We start from the raw sequence: 19,896 nt of genomic DNA, 5'->3' as shown, positions 1-19,896 counted from the left end.
CAGCCTTCAGGTTGCCGCGGCGCCGTCCGGACCGGGGGTCTTGTCGGGTGGCGCGGTCGCCAAGACCATCCGCACCAGCGCCGACAGGCTGTCGGCCTGCATCTTGGTCATGACGTTGGCGCGGTAGACCTCGACGGTCCGGGCGCTGATGCCGAGATCGTAGGCGATCACCTTGTTGGGCTTGCCGTCGACCAGGCCCTTCAACACCTCGCGCTCGCGCTCCGACAGGAGGGCGAGTCGCGCGGTGATGGCCGCGACACGGGACTCGTGCTCGGTGTCGCGGGCGTGACGCGCCAGGGCGGAACGGATCGCGGCGAGCAGCACCTCGTCGTCGAAGGGCTTCTCGATGAAGTCGACGGCACCGGCTTTCATCGCCTGTACGGCCAGCGGCACGTCGCCATGGCCGGTCATGACGATCACCGGCAGGCGGGGCCGCAGCTCGGCGAGCCGCTTCTGAAGCTGCAGTCCGTCCATGCCCGGCATGCGGATGTCGGTGACGACGCATCCATCCTGGATATCCTGCAGCAACTGCAGGAAGGTGGTCGCCGAATCGTGAACGCGCACGGCCAGTCCCGCCGTACTCAGCAGGAAGGCCAGAGACTGGCGGACGTCGACGTCGTCGTCGATGACGTGGACCACCTGGCTAGACATCGTCTCCCTCCTCGCGTCCGGCCGTCGACGGCAGGGTGAAACGAAAGGCCGTGCCGCCGCCATCCCGGCCGGCGACGGATATCCGTCCGCCATGCGCCTCGACGATCGTACGACAGATCGAAAGCCCCAGGCCCATTCCCTTGCGCTTGGTCGTGACGAAGGGCCGGAAGAGATTGCGCGCCACCTCGGGCGCGAGACCAGCGCCCGAATCGGCGACCGAGACCTCGACGAACCCGCCTTCCCGCAGCACGGTCGCGATCTCGAGCCGGCGCGGCGGCGCGGACTCGGTCATGGCCTCTATGGCATTGCGGATCAGGTTGACCAGAACCTGCTGGATCTGGATGCGATCGGCAAACACCTGCGTGGCGCCCGGATCGAGCCGGAACACGGTCTCGATGCCGCTTTCGCGCGCACCGACAAGGGCAAACGTGCTGGCATCCTCGATCAGCTTCGGCAGGCTCTCGATCGTGCGCTCGCTGTCGCCGCGCGACACGAATTCGCGCAGGCGCCGGATGATCTGGCCGGCCCGCAGCGCCTGATCGGCCGCCTTGCCGATCGCATCGCGCAGTATCGCGGCTTCCTCGCCCTCGAGCCGCTGCAGGATGCGCTGCGAGCCCTTGAGATAGTTGCTGATGGCGGTGAGGGGCTGGTTGATCTCGTGGGCAAGGGTCGACGCCATTTCGCCCAGCGCCGTGAAGCGCGACATGTGCGTCACTTCGGACTGCAGTTCCTTCAGCCGCGATTCGGTGATCTGCTGATCGGTCAGGTCGCGGATGAAGCCGGTGAAATGATGCCGGTCGCCGGTGCGCAACTCGCCGACCGTCAGGTGCATGGGAAAGGTCGAACCATCCTTGCGCTGGCCGACGACGACGCGTCCGATGCCGATGATGCGCTTCTCGCCGGTGGCCAGGTACCGCTCAATATAGGCGTCGTGGCGTTCCCGGTCGGGGGACGGCATGAAGATGCTGACATTGCGGCCCACGACCTCGGCATGCTCGTAGCCGAAGAGCCGCTCCGCCGTCATGCTCAGCGATTCGATCTGCCCCTTCTCGTCGATGATCAGCATGGCGTCCGGCACGGTCTGCAGGACAGAGCGCAGCCGTGCCTCGGCTGCCTCCAGCGCCAGCGCTAATGTCGGTTCGCTCATGGATTTGGATTCTGCATCGATCGGCGGCGCTTGCCGCGAACGATAGCACGCCCGTGCGGCGGGATGAACCTCAGGGCCGGATGAAGGCCAGCGGCGCATCCTCGTCGAGATTGTCGATCGCCGCCGTGAGTTCCTCGGCAATGTCTCCGGCCGAGCGCTTCTGCCGGAAGATCCGGATCGCTTCGGACAGCAGGGAACGGGCGACGACGTCCTCGTCGATGCCCTTGGCCGCCGCTTCGGCGAGGGCGGCCTCGACATGGCGCTGAACGAGAAGATAGGTGCTCATCGAATGACTCCGTCAGATGCCGCTGGAATGGCGCCCCTTGCCGTGGGCGAGGTACTGGTCGAAGGCGGCGCAGACGAACCGCACCAGCGGCCGCCCGTCATCGGTGACATGCAGCCGCTGGCCGTCGAGGCGCACCAGGCCGTCGTCGATCAGCGCCGGCAGGTCCGCGATGCCGGCGAGGAACGAGCCCGATGCGATCCCGTGACGGCGGCAGATCTCGTCCAGATCCGCCGTGAAGTTGCACATCAACCTGTCGATGACCTCGGCCCGCAGCCGGTCCGCGGCATGGGTCGCCACGCCGCGCTCGGTCGCCAGAATGCCGGCCGCTATGGCGGACTGGTAGCGTTTGGTGTCGGACGCGTTCTGGACGAATCCCTGCGGCAGGCTCGAGATCGCCGAGGCGCCGAGACCGATCACCGACGGCAATTCCTCGGCGACGTATCCCTGGAAGCTGCGACGCAACCTGCCGCGGCCCGCCGCCGTCGCCAGCGGATCCGTTGGCAGGGCGAAATGATCGAGGCCGATCCGGTGGTACCCGGCCGCGACGAGCCGCTCGGCGACGAGATCGGCCATGGCGGCCCGCTCGGGCAGGCCGGGCAGTGTCGACACGTCGATGAGCTGCTGCCGCGCCTTCATCCAGGGCACATGCGCGTAGCCGAACACCGCAAACCGGTCGGGACGGATCGCGAGCGCGACATCGAGCGTGCGAGACAGAGAATCCAAGGTCTGGCGCGGCAGTCCATACACGAGATCGATGTTCACGTGGCGAACCCCGGCCTCACGAAACCGGCCGATCGCCGCTCCCGTGACTTCGACCGACTGCATCCGGTTGATGGCTTCCTGCACCTCGATGTCGAAGTCCTGGACGCCGAGGCTCACGCGCGTGACGCCGGCCTCCGCCATCGCGGCAACGAAGGCCTCGTCGCAGTAGCGCGGATCGACCTCGACAGACGTCTCCGAGCCGCTGGCGCGGTCGAACCGCGCCGCGAGATGTCGGGAGACCTGGGCGAGGCGCGCGGCCCCGAGCTGCGAGGGAGTTCCGCCACCCCACTGGATCGTCCCCACCAGCAGGTGCGGTACGGCATCGGCCACAAGGTCGATCTCGCGGATCAGGGCCTGAGCGTAATCCTCGAGCGGCTGCTTGCGGTTCATCGCCGACGTGTTGCAGGCGCAGTACCAGCAGAGTTGCCGGCAAAACGGCACGTGCAGATAGACCGTCGCTCGGGCATCGGGCAGGGCCGCGAGCCAGGCGTGATGATCGGCCGGCCCCACGTCGGCATGGAATTGCGCCGCCGTCGGATAGCTGGTGTAGCGCGGGACGGGGCGGTCGTACGCCGCCAGACTCCGCCGCGTGAGGTTGGTGCCGTCCACGGTCGCCGCCCTCAATGGGAAATGAAGACGGGGACGGTCATGCTCGAGAGCAGCGTCCGACTGGCGCCGCCCAGTACCATCTCGCGCACGCGGCTGTGGCCGTAGATGCCCATCACGATCAGGTCGACGTCGAGATCGGCCGCGCGCGAGAGAATGACTCCGCCGACATCCGTATCGGCCGCGACGTCGCGCTGGACCGTCACCTTCACGCCATGGCGCGCCAGCCAATGCGCAACGTCGGCGCCCGGCTCGGCGCCATGTCCGTTGGGCGAGGTGCGCGGATCGACGACCAGAACCGTCACCTTGCGGGCGGCGCGCAGGAACGGCAGCGCATCGGCCGCGGCGCGCGCGCTCTCGCGGGTCGCGTTCCAGCAAAGCAGCACGCTCTGGCCCGGCGGCTTGCGGACGCCGACGTGCGGCACGACGAGGCAGGGCCGGCCGGTCGAGAGAACAACGGATTCGGGAAGATCCGACGGTGTCGGCGTCTGCGCCTCGGGATCGGTCTGGCCGACCACGAGGAGATCGGCGTAGCGCGCCTGGACGGCGAGTTCGGTGTCGATGAAACCTTCCGTCACCCGCCATTCGGAAGAGAGGTGCCGGCCCTTGAGGACCCTGTCGAAGGCCTTGCGCGCGGCGGCCTCGTCGGCCCTGGCGCCGGCTTCGTAGCTGGCGAAGAGACTGTCCATCGGCATGCCTTCGAAGAAGACCGGCGCCTCCAGCGGCGGGCTGGCATGGAGGCCCACCAGGTGCGCGGCGTGAAGCTCCGCGAGGTCTGCCGCCACGGCGAGTCGCTGAGCGACCTTCGGGCCGGCATCGCAATGGACCAGGATCGTCTTGTAGGTCATCCGCAGCTCCCCTTCCGCAAGGATGAAAATCTGCTGCCCCATGCCGCGGCCCGCCTTGATGCAGGTCAAGTCGTTGCGCCCGCCGAGCGTGTCCACTGCCGCGATGGAGTTCGTCTCCCACCTGATCGCGCTGTGCAGCGACGGCCTGCATCTGCCAGCGGTCGCGGCGTCCCTGCCGCTCGCCCTCTTCCTGGCGGGACTGGCGGGCGGCGCGCTGCACTGCGTGGGCATGTGCGGACCCTTCGTGCTGGGCCAGGTGATGGCTGCCGCCGATGCGGCGCCCCTGTCGGGCTACGGCGAATGGCGCCGTCTCTCCGGCGCGGCGCTGTTGCCCTATCATCTCGGGCGCGCCACGACCTACACGGCGCTGGGCGCCACCGCCGGTGGCGCCACCGCGCTCTTCGCCGCCACCACTGGCTTTGCCTGGATCTCGTCGGTCCTGCTCGCCGTCGCGGCGCTGTTGCTGATCGCACAGGCCGCCGGGCTGGCCCTTGGAGGCGGAACGACTCCCTGGAGCGCGGCGCTGTCGCGACTCGCGGCGCCGCTGTCGCGCTCCCGCACCCCGGCCGGGCGCTATGGGCTCGGCATCCTGCTGGGCTTCCTGCCCTGCGGCCTGCTCTACGCCGCGCTCGCGGCCGCGGCCGGCACCGGGTCGGCGGCGGTGGGCGCCCTGGCGATGGCGGGTTTTGCCTTGGGCACGGTGCCCGCGCTCGTTGCCGTCGGGTGGGGCGGATTGATCATGCGCCGGCGCATGCGCGCTGCCGCCTCATGGGTGAGCGCCCCGCTGCTCGTGGGCAATGCGCTGCTGATGCTGGCGCTCGCGAGCCAGCGGCTTTAGTTGCTGCGGGCGAACTCGAATGCCGAAGACACGCCGGTATTGGCCCCGGGTGCGGCGCGCGTGTCCTGCGGGCGCCTCAGCTCGTCGCGAGGGTCTCGAGGGCGGCGCCGATCGCGAGCACGAGCAGGATGGAGGCGAACAGCCAGAGACCGATGCCGCTCACGTCCTGGACGAACTCCTGGCGAGTCATCGGCTTCTGATTTCTAGTCATGTCCTCTCTCCCAGTCCGGGTTCCCTTTTCACAAGCCCGTCAGTACGCGCAGTTTTGCGCGGGAAGAATTCAGGGATTCGACTACGGAGAATTACGAAGAGGCAGCAGCGTGTGCCGGGTCGGACGGCTGCTCGAAGACCACCACGTCGCGATAGGCGTGCCAGGTGGCGTGCGCCACCGTCGGCAACACGACGATCAGTCCGAGCAGGCCCGGCACCATGGCCATGGCCACGAGCATGACGATCAAGCCCGCCCACAGCAGCATCGGCCGCGGATTGAGGCGCACCGCGGCGACCGAGGTGGCGATCGCCTCGAACACGTTCGAGTGGCGGCGGTCGAGCAGGAACGGAATGGAGAAGGCGCCGATGACGAAGGCCAGCGCCGCCAGGGCCGCGCCGATCATCACGCCGGCCGCCAGGAAAGGGAGGCTGCGCGCCGAGTGCCACAGCACGTCGGTGAAGCGGTCCCACGACGGCACGCCCGACCCCTGGAACAGGGCGAACAGGAGCTGCGCGGCGCGCATCCACGCCAGGTGAAGCAGGAGCAGCACGACGCCCATCAGGGCGATCTGGTCGGGGTTGCGCCGCCAGGCACTGAGCGTCGCCCAACCATCGACCGGCAGGCGCGCCCCGAGTCTCCGGCTCGTCTCGTAGAGACCGACGGCCATGAAGGGGCCGACGAAGAAGAAGCCGGCGCTGAGCGGAAGGACCAGCCAGGGCTGGTCGAGCCACAGCAGCAGCGCGATGGCGACCCACCCTGCCGCGACCGCGGCCGCGCCCCAGGCGAGGCCGCTCACCGGTGCGGCCCAGAGATCGTTCCAGCCCGCGGCCAGCCAGACCCAGGGCCGGTCGATGGGCACGCGCCGGATCTGGGGCGATGGCCCCTGAAACACTGCGACAGGTTCGCTCATGGTGCGATTTTTCCTCACATGATGCGACACTTCATACCGGTCGGCGGCGCCAGGCCTTGACCCACATCAAAGGAGGCCGCGCCCGGCCTCCCTAGTCTCCCCGTGTCAAAGCGGGAGAGATCATGTCGAGTCCAGCCGTCCTGTCAGCCGGTGCGCGAACAACGCCGCACTATGTCGAGGATCCGATCCGGGCCGCCGTCGTCCTGACGATGTTCTGGGGCATCGCGGCCTTCCTTGTCGGCGTCATCATCGCCGCCCAGCTCGTCTGGCCGCAACTGAGCTTCGACAGTCCCTATCTCACCTTCGGAAGGCTGCGGCCGCTGCACACCTCGGCGGCGATCTTCGCCTTCGGCGGCACCGCGCTGATCGGCACCGCCTTCCACGTCGTGCAGCGCACCTGCCGCGCCCGCCTGTTCGGCGGCGAACCGCTCGCCTGGTTCATCCTGCTTGGCTACCAGTTCTTCATCGTCATGGCCGCCACCGGCTACCTGCTCGGCATCACGCAGAGCAAGGAGTACGCCGAGCCCGAATGGTTCGTCGACCTGTGGCTGACGATCGTCTGGGTCGCCTACCTGCTGGCCTATCTCGGCACCGTGCTGAAGCGCGAGGAGCCGCACATCTACGTGGCCAACTGGTTCTACCTCGCCTTCATCGTCACCATCGCGATGCTGCACATCGTGAACAACCTCGCACTGCCGGTGTCGATCACCGGGACCAAGAGCTACGGCGCCTGGTCCGGCGTGCAGGACGCGATGATCCAGTGGTGGTACGGCCACAACGCGGTCGGCTTCTTCCTCACCGCGGCCTTCCTCGGGATGATGTACTACTACATTCCCAAGGCGGCGAACCGGCCGGTCTACTCCTACCGCCTGTCCATCGTGCACTTCTGGTCCCTGGTGTTCATGTACATCTGGGCCGGCCCGCATCACCTGCACTACACGTCGCTGCCCGACTGGGCGCAGACACTCGGCATGGTCTTCTCGGTCATGCTGTGGATGCCGAGCTGGGGCGGCATGATCAACGGCCTGATGACGCTGTCGGGCGCCTGGGACAAGCTGCGCACCGATCCCGGCCTGCGCTTCTCCGTCACCGCCGTCGGCTTCTACGGCATGGCAACGTTCGAGGGCCCGGTCATGTCGATCAAGGCCGTCAACTCTCTCAGCCACTATACCGACTGGACGATCGGTCACGTCCATTCCGGCGCGCTGGGCTGGGTCGCCTTCATCGTGTTCGGCACGCTCTACTACATGGTGCCGAAGCTGTGGAACCGCCCCGGCATGTGGTCCACCCGCCTGATGGGCTGGCACTACTGGATCTCGACCATCGGCATCGTTCTCTACATCACGGCGATGTGGGTGAGCGGCATCATGCAGGGCCTGATGTGGCGCGCCTACGACGAGCTCGGCTTCCTGCAGTACTCGTTCGTGGAGACGGTCGCGGCCATGCAGCCCTTCTATGCGATCCGGCTGCTGGGCGGGCTCTTCTTCCTCACCGGCGGCCTGCTGATGGCCTACAACATGTGGCGCACGATCCGCGGCGAGGCAACGCTCGCCGCCCGTCCCCGCCCTGCACTCGCAGCCTAGGAGACGCGCGATGTTCATCCGTCACGAATGGATCGAGAAGAACGCCATTCTGATGCTCGTCCTGACGCTGATCACCGTATCGATCGGCGGCCTGGTCCAGATCATCCCGCTGTTCACGATCGAGACGACGATCGAGCGGGTCGATGGCGTGCGGCCCTACACGCCGCTCGAGCTGCTCGGGCGCAACATCTACATCCGCGAGGGCTGCTACGTCTGCCACAGCCAGCAGATCCGGCCCTTCAAGGACGAGGTCGAGCGCTACGGGCACTACAGCCTCGCCGCCGAGAGCATGTACGACAAGCCGTTCCAGTGGGGCTCCAAGCGCACCGGCCCGGACCTCGCGCGCGTCGGCGGCCGCTACTCCAACGACTGGCACGTGGCGCATCTCGCCTCGCCGCGCGCCGTGGTGCCCGAGAGCATCATGCCGGCCTACCCGTTCCTGGCCGACAAGCCGCTCGACTATGGCGACATCGCCCAGCACCTCAAGACGCTGCGCGCGGTCGGCACGCCCTATAGCGACGAGATGATCGCCAACGCCAAGGCCGACCTCGAGGCCCAGGTCAATCCCGACCTCGATCCGACGGCCCTCGAGAAGCGCTATCCGCGCGTCGTCGTCGGCAAGTTCAACGGCAGCACGACGGCCATCACCGAGATGGATGCGCTGGTGGCGTATCTGCAGATGCTGGGCACGCTGGTCCGCTTCGGCGACCTGCCGCCCGAGCGGCTGCGGCAGTAGGAGGCGGCCATGACCCTGCAATCGCTGGGCGAGTTCCTGGGCTCGCTGTGGACCGTGTGGGCGCTGATCGTCTTTGCCGGCATCGCCTTCTGGGCCTGGCGGCCACGCAACAAGAAGCGCTTCGAGAAGGACGCGCAGATTCCCCTCAAAGACGACGATCGCTGAAGGACCCGTCATGCCGACCAAGATCGAAAAGGACACATTGTCGGGCCGCGACACGACCGGCCACGAATGGGACGGCGTCAAGGAGCTGAACACGCCGCTGCCGACCTGGTGGGTCTATACCTTCTACGCCACCATCGTCTTCGCGGCCGTCTACTGCTTCCTCTACCCGTCCTGGCCGTGGCTGAACGGCCATCTGGAGGGCTCGCTGGGCTATTCGAGCCGCGTCGAGCTGACCCAGGCGCTCGAGGCGCAGGCCAAGTCGCGCGCGGTCTATGTCGACCGCATCCGCGCGACGCCGCTCGCCCAGATCGCCAAGGAGCCGGAGCTGCTCAACTTCGCGATGGCCGGCGGACGCTCGGCCTTCCAGACCAACTGCATGCAGTGCCACGGCGCCGGCGGCGCCGGCAGCCCGGGCTTCCCCAACCTGGTCGACGACGACTGGATCTGGGGCGGCAGCCTCGACCAGATCTACACGACGATCCGGTACGGCATCCGCAACGCCGACGACAAGTCGCGCCAGTCGATGATGCCGCGCTTCGGCGTCGACGGCGCGCTGACCGGCGCGCAGGTGGCCGCCGTCACCGACTATGTCCTCAGCCTCTCGGGCAAGGCCAAGGCCACGCCGGAAGGCGCGAAGATCTACCAGGAGCAGTGCGTCGCCTGTCACGGCGCCGAGGGCAAGGGCAACCAGGAATTGGGCGCCCCCAATCTCGCCGACGGGCTGTGGCTCTATGGCGGCGACCGCGATTCGGTCTACCGGTCCATCTTCTACGCGCGCAACGGCAGCATGCCGGCATGGAACGGCCGCCTCGACGAGGCGACCCTGAAGATGCTGGCCATCTACGTCCACGCGCTGGGCGGCGGCCGCTAGGCGCGATGCAGACAGGCGTACCATGGACAATCGCGTCCGCGACGACGAAGCGGTTTCCCTGCGCAAGCAGAAGGAAGCGTTGCCGCTCTACGTCACCCGCATCAAGGTCTACCCGCGCGCCGTCGCCGGACAGTGGCGGCGCATCAAGTGGGCCGTGCTCGTCCTGCTGCTCGGCATCTACTACCTCGTCCCGTGGATCCGCTGGGACCGCGGCCCGGATGCGCCCAACCAGGCGATCCTGATCGACCTCGACGGGCGGCGCGGCTGGTTCTTCGACACGGTGATCTGGCCGCAGGAAGTCTACTTCGTCACCGGCCTGCTGATCCTCGCCGCCTTCGGTCTGTTCCTCGCCACCTCGCTGTTCGGGCGCGTGTGGTGCGGCTTCACCTGTCCGCAGACCGTGTGGACCGACCTGTTCATGTGGGTCGAGCGGCTGATCGAGGGCGACCGCAACGAGCGCATGCGCATGGACCGCCAGCCGATGTCGGTTGCGAAGGCGGCGCGCAAGACGCTGAAGCATGCGGCCTGGCTCGTCATCGCCGCGGCGACCGGCGGCGCCTGGGTCTTCTACTATGTCGATGCGCCGAGCACGCTGGTGAAGATCCTCCGAGGCGAGGCGTCGGCGGAGGTCTATGCCTTCGTAGGCCTGTTCACCGCGACCACCTACGTCCTGGCGGGATGGGCCCGCGAACAGGTCTGCACCTACATGTGCCCCTGGCCGCGCTTCCAGGCCGCCATGCTCGACGAGCAGAGCCTGATCGTCACGTATCAGAAGTGGCGCGGCGAGAAGCGCGGCAAGCACAAGGCGGGCGACGACTGGGAAGGCCGTGGCGACTGCGTCGACTGCAACCTCTGCGTCGCGGTCTGCCCGACCGGCATCGACATCCGTGACGGCCAGCAGATCGAATGCATAGGCTGCTCGCTCTGCGTCGATGCCTGCACGCAGACCATGGACAAGGTCGGCCGCCCGCGCGGCCTGATCCGCTGGGACACGCTGGCCAACCAGCAGGTCAAGGAGCGGACGAAGGGCGGACAGCGGGCGCCCTGGCGCCCCGTGCGGCCACGCACGGTGCTCTATGCCGGCCTGCTGCTCGTCGTGTCGGCGATTTTCCTGACGGCCTTCGTGCTGCGCACCACCGCCGAGCTGACGGTCCAGCGCGACCGCAGCCCGAACTTCGTGCGCCTGTCCAACGGCGACATCCGCAACGCCTATACGGTGAAGATCCTGAACAAGCAGCGCCAGGAGCACCGCTACCGGCTTTCCGTGTCCGGCCTGCCGCAGGCGACGCTGGGCGTCGTCGGCGCCGGCACCGAGGGCGGCGAAGCCGAACTCGCCGTGCATCCCGACACGGTCGGCACCTTCCGCGTCTTCGTGACGGTGCCGGCGTCGGCCGCGCCGTCGGGGACGCGGCCCATCGCTTTCGGCATCCGCGACGCGGAGAGCGAGACCCGCGCCGCGCACGACGCAGTGTTCGTCGGACCAGCCCGCTGAGGAGAAACGCCATGACCGTCGCCGTCCCCGCAGACAGCCGCCGCGATCGCCACATCCCCTGGCTGTTCGTCCTGGGCTTCGCGATCGTGATCGCCGTCAACGGCACGATGATCTGGTTCGCCGTCGGCTCCTTCTCCGGCCTCTACACGCCCAAGCCGCGCGACCGCGGCCTGCACTACAACGACGTCGTCGCCGCCCAGCAGGCGCGCGATACACTCGGCTGGCGCATCGCCCCGCAGTGGCGGCCCGAGAGCGACCGGCTGGAACTCACCCTGACCGATCGCAGCGGCGCCCCGCTGGTGGGAGCGCGCGTCACGGTCGAGCTGGTGCGACCCGCCGAGAAGCGCCCGCCCATCGGCGTCGCGCTGGCCGCGGTCGACGGCGGCCGTCACGCCGGCCATGTCGACCTGCCCGCACGCGGCAACTGGGACCTCGACATCGTGGTGGAGCGCGACGGCGAGCGCTTCGCGCAGACGCAGCGGATGTTCCTCAAGTGACCGACGCCGCCCTCTTCGCCGCACCTACCGCAAGCCGCACGGCGCACGCCTGTGCGCATTGCGGCGCGCCGGTGCGCGGACGGGGCGACGACGAATTCTGCTGCAGCGGCTGCGCCAGTGCGCACGCCATCATCGGCGCCGCCGGCCTGGGCGGCTTCTATGCGCGCCTCGAGGAACGGCGGGCGCGACGGCCCGAACCGCTGGAGATCGACTTCGCGAGCCATGCGCGCGAAAACGGCAAGGACCAATGCACGCTCGAACTGCTGGTCGACGGACTCGACTGCGCGGCCTGCGTCTGGCTGATCGAGAGCCTGCTGGCCCGCAACCCGGCCGTCACGAAGGCGCGCGTGCACCTGTCGACGCGGCGCCTGTCGCTCGCCTGGCGCGGCTCGCCGGCCGAGGCCAACGCCCATGCCGGGCTGGTGGCGGCGCTCGGCTTCCGTCTCGCGCCCTACGACGCGCTCGCCGTCACGGCGGAGGACGATCGCGAGGCGCGCGATCTCCTGCGCGCCCTGGCGGTCGCGGGCTTCGCCGCGGCCAACGTCATGCTGCTCTCGGTCGCCGTCTGGTCGGGCCATGACGGTTCGATGGGCGAGGCGACGCGCACGCTGTTCCACTTTCTGTCCGCGGCCATCGCCCTGCCCGCCGTCGCCTATGCCGGCCAGCCCTTCTTCCGCTCGGCCTTCGCCGCCCTGCGCGCCGGCCGCACCAACATGGACGTGCCGATCTCGATCGGCGTCACGCTGGCCTGCCTCGTCAGCCTGCACGAAGCGTGGGCGGGCGAGCAGCATGCCTACTTCGATTCGGCGATCACGCTCCTCTTCTTCCTGTTGATCGGCCGCTATCTCGATCGCCGGGCCCGCGGCCGGGCACGGCATGCGGTGCGCGCGCTGATGGCGCTCACCACCCGCACCGCGACGGTCGTCCTGCCCGAGGGCGGCACCGCCGCGCGGCGCGTCGATGCGCTGGTGCCGGGCGACGTGCTGCTGGTCGCCGCCGGCGAGCGGCTGGGCGCCGACGGGCTGGTGAGCGAGGGCACCTCCACGCTCGACGCCGCGCTGGTCACCGGCGAGAGCGTGCCGCAGGCGGTGGCGCCGGGCTCGCGGGTCTTCGCCGGCATGGTCAATCTCGGCGCCGCCCTGCGCGTCCGCGTCACTGCTGCCGGCGAACGCACGCTGCTGGCGGAAATCGTGCGACTGGTCGAGGCGGCCGAGCGCGGCCGCTCGCGCTTCGTGGCCCTCGCCGATCGCGTCGCGCGCGCCTATGCGCCGGTGGTGCACGCCACGGCGCTGCTCACCTTCCTTGGCTGGTTCCTGCTGGGCGGCCTCGCCTGGGACCGCGCGCTGCTGGTCGCCACCGCGGTGCTGATCATCACCTGCCCCTGCGCCCTCGCGCTCGCGGTGCCGGTCGTGCAGGTGGTCGCCAGCACGCGGCTGCTCCGCTCGGGCGTGCTGCTGCTCTCGCCGACCGCGCTGGAACGGCTGGCCCGGATTGATCATGTCGTGTTCGACAAGACCGGCACGCTGACCCTGGGCCGGCCAGAACTCGTCGATGCTCCGGCCGACGCCGAGGTTTGCCGGCGCGCGGCAGCGCTGGCGGCCGCCTCGCGTCATCCGCTGGCCCGCGCCCTCACGCGCGCCCTGCCCGACGTGGCACCCGCCGAGGGCGTCGTCGAACATGCCGGTCAGGGACTGGCGACACACGACAGCCGGCTGGGCTCGGCCTCCTTCTGCGGCGTCGCCGCGCCGGCGGACGACGGGCGGTCCGAACTGTGGTTCGTGCGCGAAGGAGACACGCCGTACCGCTTCGCCTTCGCCGACCGGCTGCGGTCCGATGCGGCCGAGGCCGTCGCGGCGCTGCAGGCGCGCGGCCTCGAGGTCGAACTCCTGTCCGGCGACCGGCCGGCCGTGGTGGCGGAAGCCGCGCGCGCCGCCGGCATCGCGACCTGGCGGTCGGAAGCCACGCCCGCGGCCAAGGTCGAGCGCCTCGCCGCGCTGGCGGCCGAGGGACGCAAGGTGATGATGATCGGCGACGGGCTGAACGACGCGCCGGCGCTGGCCGCCGCGCATGCCTCGCTGTCGCCCACCAGCGCCGCCGAGGCCACGCAGAACGCCGCCGATGCCGTGTTCCAGGGCGATGCCCTCGCGCCCGCGGTCGAGACGCTCGACGTCGCGCGCCGCGCCGACCGGCTGGTGCGTCAGAACCTCGCGCTGGCGCTGCTCTACAATCTCAGCGCCGTGCCGCTCGCGATCCTGGGCGAGGTCACGCCGCTCGTCGCCGCGGTGGCGATGTCGTCTTCCTCGCTGCTGGTGATCGGTAACGCCCTCCGCCTCGGCGCGGGACGTCCGGCGAAGGGCTTGCGCTGATGGACAGCCTGCTGGTCCTCGTGCCGGTCGCGCTGCTTCTCGGTCTGCTCGCGCTCGCCGCCTTCCTGTGGGCGCTGCGCAACGGCCAGTACGACGACCCCGACGGGGCGGCCGGCCGCATCCTGTTCGACGACGACGACAAATAGAGACGACACCTAGAGGAGAAACGACATGTCTCACTGGATCATGGGAATCTTCGCCGGCCTGCTCGGCCTCGCGGGCCTGCTGATGGCGGGCGCCGCGCGCGACTTCGGCATCCTGGCCTTCGGCCTCTCGCTCAGCCTGTTCGGCGTGCTGTTCTGCTGGTGGATGATCAAGACCGCCTACGACGAGGCCGAACGCGGTCCCAATACGGCGCGCGAGCAGCCGTAGGATCGGGCATCGCCCGAAGTCTGATGGCCCTGTACTCGCGTCGGCGAGTGCAGGCTGTCAGTGTCTTGTCGATTGAAGAGAAATGGCGCGCCCGGAAGGAGTCGAACCTCCAGCCTTCTGATTCGTAGTCAGATGCTCTATCCAGTTGAGCTACGGGCGCACGGCCGAACCCCGAGGGGTCCGGCGAAGAAGGGCGCAACCTAATGAAACTGGTCCGGCGTTGCAAGCCGGGGACGACGGGATTCGGGGCTGCGACGCGGCGCCCCATGTCGGGCGAATCGCCCGCCGGAAACGACCGCCGGCACGGACGCAGGACATCCGCCAAGTCATTCTGCCGCCTCCGGAATCCGGCCTTGTCGGTTTTGCTTGCTTTAAGTTAGCATGACTGCCATCTGGATTTGGGGGCACGTGCCCCGGCTCGGCACGGCCTGCAGCCGGGCGCCGGATCGGAGCCCCTGATCGATGGTACCGGGGCAGGTTCGAGGCCGAAGATGGCGCTAAGTGTTCAACGATCCGCGCTTCTCCTGGCGATGATCGTTCTGGGCGGCTGCGACCAGGCCAACGTCTTCGCGCCCGCCGCCAGTTCCTCTCCTCCGAATTCCAACCCCGCCATCACGCAGACCGGCACGATGACGGTCCGCAAGAGCATCGAGCAGCTGCGCAGCGACCAGGCCGCGCTCAGCAACGGCATCGCCACGCAGCAGGCCCAGTTCAACGCCACGCGCGGACAGCTGGCCGGCGACGCCCGCACCTATTCCGGACTGGTGAGTGGCATCACCGCGCGCCTGCAGGCCGGCACGACGCCGGGCAACCCCGATCTCGTGAACCAGTGGAACGCCGCGCAGGGCAAGCTCGACGCCGTGACGATCGGCGTGGGCTCGCTGAATTCGCTGGCCAGCCAGGTGACCACCCAGGCGTCGGTGGCGGGCTACCTGCTCGAGAACGTGCGCGCGACCTACCGGGTCGGCGGCGCGGTCGACGAGGATCACCGCAACCTGCGCGCCATCGAGGCCGAGACAAGGCGCTCGATGCAGCAGATCGACCGGCTGATCGTGGACCTCAACGCCGAGATCGCGCGCGAGAATACCTTCCTCGGCCGCGAGCGCAGCAACCTGGCCGCCCTGTCCTACAACGTGAACGTCGGCCGTCTCGGCGCGCCGCCGGGCGCCTCGCCCGCCGGCCAGCCCGGTACCGTCGCGCCGCCGACGCGGCGCCCCGTTCCCCTCCAGTAGCCGCCGCCTCTCCGAGCTCAGGGCTGGTCTGCCCGGTCGGCAGTCGCGCGCTCCGGGCCCCGGGCGTACAGTCGCGCGCATGGGTGCCCGCTTCTTTCTGCTTCTCGGCCTGATCGTCGGCCTCGCGCTGCCGGCGGCGGCGCAGGTCTCTCCGGCCGACCAGACCGCGATCCGCGGCGTGATCGAGGGCCAGGTCGAGGCCTTCCGCCGCGACGACGGCGAGGCCGCCTTCGGCTTCGCCTCGCCCAACATCCGCAGCCTGTTCGGCACCTCCGAGACCTTCATGGAGATGGTGCGACAGGGCTATCGTCCGGTGTACCGACCGCAGGTCTTCGAGTTCCGCGAGATCGTCACGCTGCACGGGATGCCGACGCAGAAGGTCCATGTGGTCGGCCCCGACGGGCGACCGGTCACCGCCTTCTATCCGATGTCGCAGCAACCCGACGGAAGCTGGCGCATCGAAGGCTGCTACCTGCAGGCGCCGGAAGAACACCAGGCCTGATCCGTCGACCGTTCATGTCCCGCGTTTCGCCCAAGGTGCTGGCTCTGCTCGGCGCGCTCACCCTCGTCTGGGGGACCAACTGGCCGCTGTTCCGGATCGCGCTCGACGAGCTGCCGGTCTTCACCTTCCGCGCCCTCGTCCTGTCGTCGGCGGTGATCATGCTGACGACGATCCTGCTAATTCGTCGCGAGAGCTTCGCCGTTCCCAAGGGCAAGTGGCCGGCGCTGATCCTGGCCTCGGCGATGAACATCGGCATCTGGAACATCGCGACCTCGCTCGCCGTGCTCTACATCCCGTCCGGCCATGCGTCGGTGCTGGCCTACACCATGCCCTTGTGGGTCGCCGTGCTGGGCTTCGTCGTGTTCGGACAGAAGCTCACCGGCCGGCTGCTGGCGGCCATCGCGATCGGCGCGGCGGCCGTCGCCGCACTGATGATTCCCAATTTCAAGAGCTACGCCTCCGCGCCGCTCGGCCTGTTCTGGGGGCTGCTGGCGGGCTTCTGCTGGGCTGTCGGCACATTCGTGGTGAAGCGCACGAACTGGTCCGGCATGGGCCTGTCGCTCACCTTCTGGCAGGTGCTGATCACACTGCCCCCCATCGCCCTGGGCGCGCTGGTGTTCGACGGGCTGCCGAAGCACTGGCCCTCGACGCAGGCGCTCGCGGCCACGATCTATACCGGCGCGATCCCGATGGCGCTGGGCACCGCGACCTGGTTCACGCTGGTCAAGCTGCTGCCGGCGCAAGTTGCCGCGCTCTCGTCGATCGCCATTCCCATCGTGGCCATCGTGAGCGGCATCCTGCTGCTGAAGGAACCGCTTTCCGCGCTGCAGGCGGTGGCGATCGGCTCGACCGTGATCTCGCTCTGGCTCGCCCTGGTGCCGGGCCGACAGCGGTAGTTGTCGCGAGCCGATCCAATTCCCACATTGGTGTGGGTATTGGAGGCCCGGGTCATGGCAAAAGGCGATCCACGCGACTGGATGTGGGCCGAAGCGCTGCAGATGCTGGCGCAGGCGGAACGCATGCATCATCAGGTCTTCCGGCCGCAGACGGCCGGACGGCTGCGCGCGAGCTGGGAGCCTCCTGTCGACGTGCTCGAGACCGAGCGCGAGGTGCTGATCCTTGCGGCGCTGCCGGGCGTCGACGTCCGGCAGGTGGAAGCGGTGATCGAGAACGGCACGCTCGTCCTGTCGGGCGAGCGCACGGTCCCCGCCGAGCTGCGCACCGCCAAGATCCATCGCATGGAATTGCCGCAGGGCCGCTTCGAGCGCCGCATCGACCTGCCACCCGGGCGCTACGGCGAAGTGCGCCGCTTCGAGGTCAACGGTTGCCTGGCGGTGACGCTCGCCAAGGCCGGCATGCGGAGGCAGCCATGAGCCCGCAGGACGATGCCGGCAAGCCGGTGAACGCCCCCATGCCCGAAACCAAACCGGATATGAAGCCGCTGCCGTCCGACGCGCTGATCGTCGTGCCGGTGCGCGACCTCGTGCTGTTCCCCGAGATGGTCTTCCCGGTGAGTGTCGGCCGGCCCTCGTCGGTCGCCGCCATCCAGCAGGCCGTCCGCGAACAGCGCCAGATCCTGCTGGTGCTGCAGCGCGAGGCCACGAAGGAAGAACTCGTGCCTGCCGACCTGCACACGGTCGGCACGGTCGTGAACATCCTGCGCTACGTCACGACGCCCGACGGCAACCATCACATCGTCTGCCAGGGCGTGCAGCGTTTCCGCATCACCGACTTCGTCGACGGCCACCCGTTCATGCTGGCGCGCGGCCTGCATCTCGCGGAACCGACCACCTCGGGCCCGGAGATCGAGGCGCGCTTCCTCGTCCTGAAGCAGCAGATCCGCGAGACGCTGGAGCTGCTGCCGCAGGTCCCGCAGGAGCTGCGTCAGACCGTCGAGAACACGACATCCGCAGGTGCGCTGGCCGACCTCGCGGCCTCCTATCTCGATTCCAGGCCGGCCGAGAAGCAGGAGGTGCTGGAGGCGATCGACCTCGTGCCACGCCTCGACAAGGTCACTGAGCTTCTCTCGAAGCGGCTGGAGGTGCTGCGCATCAGCAGCGAGATCGGCAGCAAGACCAGGAGTTCGCTCGACGCCCGCCAGCGCGAGATGGTGCTGCGCGAGCAGATGGCCGCCATCCAGCGCGAGCTGGGCGAGGACGATTCAAACAAGCAGGCGATCGCGGATCTCGACAAGGCGATCACCGAGGCGAAGATGCCGCCGGAGGCCGAGACCGCCGCGCGCAAGGAACTGCACCGCCTGCAGCGCACGCCCGAGGCGTCGGCCGAGCACGGCATGATCCGTACCTATCTCGACACGCTGGTCGAGCTGCCCTGGGCGCTGCCCGAGACGCAGCCGATCGACATCGCCGAGGCGCGCAAGGTGCTCGACGCCGATCATTTCGGCCTTGAGAAGATCAAGAAGCGCATCGTCGAGTATCTCGCCGTGCGCAAGCTGGCGCCGGAGGGCAAGGCGCCGATCCTGTGTTTCGCGGGACCGCCGGGCGTCGGCAAGACCTCGCTCGGCCAGTCGATCGCCAAGGCGATGGGCCGCAAGTTCGCGCGCGTGAGCCTGGGCGGCGTCCACGACGAGGCCGAGATCCGCGGCCATCGCCGCACCTACATCGGCGCGCTACCCGGCACGATCATCCAGGCGATCCGCAAGGCGGGCGCGCGCGACTGCGTGATGATGCTCGACGAGATCGATAAGATGGGCAGCGGCGTCCACGGCGATCCGTCGGCGGCGATGCTCGAAGTGCTGGACCCCGAGCAGAACGGCACGTTCCGCGACAATTATCTCGACGTGCCGTTCGACTTGAGCCGCGTCGTCTTCATCGCGACCGCCAACATGCTGGACACGATCCCCGGCCCGTTGCGCGACCGCATGGAGATCATCCAGCTCAGCGGCTACACGGCGGGCGAGAAGCTGCAGATCGCCAAGCGCTATCTCGTGCGCCGCCAGCTCGAGGCCAACGGCCTCACCGCCGAACAGGCCGGCATCGACGACGAGGCGCTGGAGCTGATCATCGCAGGCTATACGCGCGAGGCCGGCGTGCGCTGGCTCGAACGCGAGATCGGCCGCGCCCTGCGCCATGTCGCGGTGCAGGTGGCCGAAGGCACGGCCACTAAGGTGCAGATCGGCAAGGCCGACATCGAGGAACTGTTGGGACCGGTCCGCTTCGACAACGACGTGGCGATGCGCACCAGCGTGCCCGGCGTGGCCACCGGTCTCGCCTGGACGCCGGTGGGCGGCGACATCCTGTTCATCGAGGCGACGCGCTCGCCCGGCAACGGCCGGCTGATCCTGACGGGCCAGCTCGGCGACGTGATGAAGGAGAGTGCGCAGGCGGCATTGAGCGTCATCAAGAACAAGGCCAAGTCGATCGGCATCGACGCCGCGCTGTTCGAGAAGAACGACATCCATGTGCACGTGCCGGCCGGGGCGACGCCCAAGGACGGGCCGAGCGCCGGCGTGGCGATGTTCATGGCGCTGGCCTCGCTGATGACGGGCCGGACCATCCGCAGCGACACGGCGATGACCGGCGAGATCAGCCTGCGCGGCCTCGTCCTGCCGGTCGGCGGCATCAAGGAGAAGGTCGTGGCCGCCGCGGCTGCGGGCATCACCCGCGTGATGCTGCCGGCCCGCAACAGACGCGACTACGACGACATCCCCGAGGAGGTCCGCAACACGCTCGAGTTCATCTGGCTCGAGAAGGTCGACGACGCCGTCGCACAGGCGCTGACGCCCGACGCGCCGGACGAAAGCGAAGAGGGCTGAGCCTCCTCTCATGTTCCTCTCCCCCGATAGGGGGGAGAGGTTAGGT

The 19,896-nt window shown here is 68.8% G+C and carries 22 protein-coding genes and 1 tRNA gene; 15 read left to right on the top strand and 8 right to left on the bottom strand.

The features are described from left to right. Positions 1-6: 6 nt before the first annotated feature. The 5 genes from fixJ to LJ725_RS15310 all read right to left on the bottom strand — a co-directional run bounded on the left by fixJ (position 7) and on the right by LJ725_RS15310 (position 4,300). The gene (fixJ, locus tag LJ725_RS15330; protein WP_230551513.1) at positions 7-651 is read right to left on the bottom strand and encodes a response regulator FixJ; all 645 of its coding nucleotides are present in this window, start codon (positions 649-651) and stop codon (positions 7-9) included. Beyond that, positions 644-1,798, bottom strand: a complete 1,155-nt coding sequence (locus tag LJ725_RS15325) for a two-component system sensor histidine kinase NtrB (RefSeq protein WP_408015743.1) — start codon at positions 1,796-1,798, stop codon at positions 644-646. Before LJ725_RS15325 ends, fixJ begins: the two co-directional genes overlap by 8 nt. Before the next feature lie 70 nt (positions 1,799-1,868). Further along, complete coding sequence (locus tag LJ725_RS15320; RefSeq protein ID WP_230551512.1) at positions 1,869-2,084, bottom strand: hypothetical protein; 216 nt, start codon at positions 2,082-2,084, stop codon at positions 1,869-1,871. Between the two features lie 12 nt (positions 2,085-2,096). Continuing rightward, the gene (hemN, locus tag LJ725_RS15315; protein WP_230551511.1) at positions 2,097-3,455 is read right to left on the bottom strand and encodes an oxygen-independent coproporphyrinogen III oxidase; all 1,359 of its coding nucleotides are present in this window, start codon (positions 3,453-3,455) and stop codon (positions 2,097-2,099) included. Positions 3,456-3,466: 11 nt separating this feature from the next. Then, entirely contained in the window at positions 3,467-4,300 is an 834-nt protein-coding gene (locus LJ725_RS15310; RefSeq protein ID WP_230551510.1) for a universal stress protein, read from the bottom strand. 103 nt (positions 4,301-4,403) lie between these two features. Here LJ725_RS15310 and LJ725_RS15305 point away from each other — a divergent pair, with 103 nt between their 5' ends. Further along, the gene (locus LJ725_RS15305) at positions 4,404-5,138 is read left to right on the top strand and encodes a sulfite exporter TauE/SafE family protein (protein ID WP_230551509.1); all 735 of its coding nucleotides are present in this window, start codon (positions 4,404-4,406) and stop codon (positions 5,136-5,138) included. 76 nt (positions 5,139-5,214) lie between these two features. On the opposite strand, the gene LJ725_RS28970 is transcribed toward LJ725_RS15305, so the two are convergent. Beyond that, positions 5,215-5,349 carry a hypothetical protein gene (locus tag LJ725_RS28970; RefSeq protein ID WP_268990673.1) on the bottom strand — a complete coding sequence of 45 codons (135 nt, stop codon included), beginning with the start codon at positions 5,347-5,349 and terminating at the stop codon, positions 5,215-5,217. Between the two features lie 91 nt (positions 5,350-5,440). Continuing rightward, positions 5,441-6,259: a DUF2189 domain-containing protein gene (locus LJ725_RS15300; protein ID WP_230551508.1), complete on the bottom strand. Its 819-nt coding sequence runs from the start codon at positions 6,257-6,259 to the stop codon at positions 5,441-5,443. A gap of 122 nt (positions 6,260-6,381) precedes the next feature. Here LJ725_RS15300 and ccoN point away from each other — a divergent pair, with 122 nt between their 5' ends. Genes ccoN through LJ725_RS15255 form a run of 9 tightly spaced genes read left to right on the top strand, consistent with a single transcriptional unit; the run spans position 6,382 to position 14,341 of the window. Then, positions 6,382-7,842 (top strand): cytochrome-c oxidase, cbb3-type subunit I, encoded by a 1,461-nt coding sequence (gene ccoN, locus LJ725_RS15295; RefSeq protein ID WP_230551507.1) that lies wholly within the window; start codon positions 6,382-6,384, stop codon positions 7,840-7,842. A gap of 10 nt (positions 7,843-7,852) precedes the next feature. Further along, complete coding sequence (gene ccoO, locus LJ725_RS15290) at positions 7,853-8,578, top strand: cytochrome-c oxidase, cbb3-type subunit II (RefSeq protein ID WP_230551506.1); 726 nt, start codon at positions 7,853-7,855, stop codon at positions 8,576-8,578. 9 nt (positions 8,579-8,587) lie between these two features. Further along, a complete protein-coding gene (locus tag LJ725_RS15285) occupies positions 8,588-8,743 on the top strand; it encodes a cbb3-type cytochrome oxidase subunit 3 (protein WP_082751840.1) in 156 nt (51 codons plus the stop codon). Between the two features lie 10 nt (positions 8,744-8,753). Then, positions 8,754-9,614 (top strand): cytochrome-c oxidase, cbb3-type subunit III, encoded by an 861-nt coding sequence (ccoP, locus tag LJ725_RS15280; protein ID WP_230551505.1) that lies wholly within the window; start codon positions 8,754-8,756, stop codon positions 9,612-9,614. A gap of 22 nt (positions 9,615-9,636) precedes the next feature. After that, the gene (gene ccoG / locus LJ725_RS15275; RefSeq protein WP_230551504.1) at positions 9,637-11,106 is read left to right on the top strand and encodes a cytochrome c oxidase accessory protein CcoG; all 1,470 of its coding nucleotides are present in this window, start codon (positions 9,637-9,639) and stop codon (positions 11,104-11,106) included. 11 nt (positions 11,107-11,117) lie between these two features. Next, complete coding sequence (locus LJ725_RS15270; RefSeq protein WP_230551503.1) at positions 11,118-11,603, top strand: FixH family protein; 486 nt, start codon at positions 11,118-11,120, stop codon at positions 11,601-11,603. After that, a complete protein-coding gene (locus LJ725_RS15265; RefSeq protein WP_230551502.1) occupies positions 11,600-13,969 on the top strand; it encodes a copper-translocating P-type ATPase in 2,370 nt (789 codons plus the stop codon). Before LJ725_RS15270 ends, LJ725_RS15265 begins: the two co-directional genes overlap by 4 nt. Continuing rightward, positions 13,969-14,115, top strand: coding sequence for a cbb3-type cytochrome oxidase assembly protein CcoS (gene ccoS, locus LJ725_RS15260; protein WP_068194737.1), 147 nt, complete (start codon positions 13,969-13,971; stop codon positions 14,113-14,115). The genes LJ725_RS15265 and ccoS overlap by 1 nt, the downstream gene beginning before the upstream one ends. A 25-nt stretch (positions 14,116-14,140) precedes the next feature. Further along, on the top strand, positions 14,141-14,341 hold the full coding sequence (locus tag LJ725_RS15255) for a hypothetical protein (protein ID WP_230551501.1): 201 nt from the start codon (positions 14,141-14,143) through the stop codon (positions 14,339-14,341). 83 nt (positions 14,342-14,424) lie between these two features. On the opposite strand, the gene LJ725_RS15250 is transcribed toward LJ725_RS15255, so the two are convergent. Beyond that, positions 14,425-14,501: transfer RNA gene (locus LJ725_RS15250), tRNA-Arg, on the bottom strand. A 331-nt stretch (positions 14,502-14,832) separates the two neighbouring features. On the opposite strand from LJ725_RS15250, the gene LJ725_RS15245 reads away from it, so the two are divergent. The 5 genes from LJ725_RS15245 to lon all read left to right on the top strand — a co-directional run bounded on the left by LJ725_RS15245 (position 14,833) and on the right by lon (position 19,850). Further along, positions 14,833-15,573, top strand: a complete 741-nt coding sequence (locus tag LJ725_RS15245; RefSeq protein WP_230551500.1) for a hypothetical protein — start codon at positions 14,833-14,835, stop codon at positions 15,571-15,573. Positions 15,574-15,652: 79 nt separating this feature from the next. Next, positions 15,653-16,075: a DUF4864 domain-containing protein gene (locus tag LJ725_RS15240; protein ID WP_230551499.1), complete on the top strand. Its 423-nt coding sequence runs from the start codon at positions 15,653-15,655 to the stop codon at positions 16,073-16,075. A 14-nt stretch (positions 16,076-16,089) separates the two neighbouring features. Then, on the top strand, positions 16,090-16,971 hold the full coding sequence (locus LJ725_RS15235) for a DMT family transporter (protein ID WP_230551498.1): 882 nt from the start codon (positions 16,090-16,092) through the stop codon (positions 16,969-16,971). A 54-nt stretch (positions 16,972-17,025) separates the two neighbouring features. Next, entirely contained in the window at positions 17,026-17,448 is a 423-nt protein-coding gene (locus LJ725_RS15230; protein ID WP_230551497.1) for an Hsp20/alpha crystallin family protein, read from the top strand. After that, the gene (gene lon / locus LJ725_RS15225; protein WP_408015742.1) at positions 17,445-19,850 is read left to right on the top strand and encodes an endopeptidase La; all 2,406 of its coding nucleotides are present in this window, start codon (positions 17,445-17,447) and stop codon (positions 19,848-19,850) included. Before LJ725_RS15230 ends, lon begins: the two co-directional genes overlap by 4 nt. Positions 19,851-19,896: the final 46 nt, after the last annotated feature.

Origin of the sequence: Reyranella aquatilis (genome assembly GCF_020880995.1) — a bacterium.
Lineage (GTDB): Bacteria > Pseudomonadota > Alphaproteobacteria > Reyranellales > Reyranellaceae > Reyranella > Reyranella aquatilis.
The sequence above is the reverse complement of the archived record's forward strand: the minus strand, read 5'-3'. Positions and strand labels throughout refer to the sequence as shown.